1 pseudogene is annotated in these 732 nt (G+C 26.9%); it reads left to right on the forward strand.

Annotated elements, in window-relative coordinates:
• Positions 1-105 precede the first annotated feature (105 nt).
• Positions 106-732, forward strand: a pseudogene (locus HMPREF3265_RS01960) (replication initiation protein); the annotation flags it as partial.

Here is a 732-nt window from a genome sequence, read left to right on the forward strand (position 1 = left end):
AGCCTTAGAGCCACAATGGATTTGGAATGCTAAAAGGGACATTTTGTAACAGTAAAAGGGACATTTTGTAAATCATGTCACTTATAATATCGAGAGGAGTTTTGTATGTCTGGTGAAACAGTAGTATATAGAAATGAGATGAATTTAGTTCCATTAAGACGTTTTACAAGCACTGAAGTAGATTTATTCTTTACTCTATGTAATAAACTTAAAGAGCAAGACACAAGAAAAGTAACTATTCCTTTTGCAGAATTAAAATATTTAAGTAATTACTATACTCGTTCACAAGAACGTTTTATTAATGATTTAGAACATGTATACGATAAAATGCTTAACTTAACTTAACTTATATAGAACGTAATGGTAGATCATTTGAAAAATTTATTTTGTTCACTTCCTATAAAGTAGATTTAGATGAAGAATGTTTATCTATTAGTATTAATTCTGATTTAAAACATATTTTAAATTCTATAACTGCCGATTTTACAAAATTTGAGTTGAAGGAAATGACACATCTCAAATCCACCTATGCTAAAAATATGTTTAGGATACTTAAACAATACAAACATACTGGTTATGTAAAAATGAATTTAGATGATTTTAAAAATCGTCTAGATGTCCCAAAAACTTACCAAATGAATGATATAACTAAACGGGTATTAAAACCAATAGTTAATGAACTATCTCAGATTTTCAATAATCTACATATCAATAAAATTAAAGCGAAAAAAG

The organism is Staphylococcus sp. HMSC62B09 (assembly GCF_001839115.1).
In the GTDB taxonomy this organism is placed as follows: domain Bacteria; phylum Bacillota; class Bacilli; order Staphylococcales; family Staphylococcaceae; genus Staphylococcus; species Staphylococcus haemolyticus.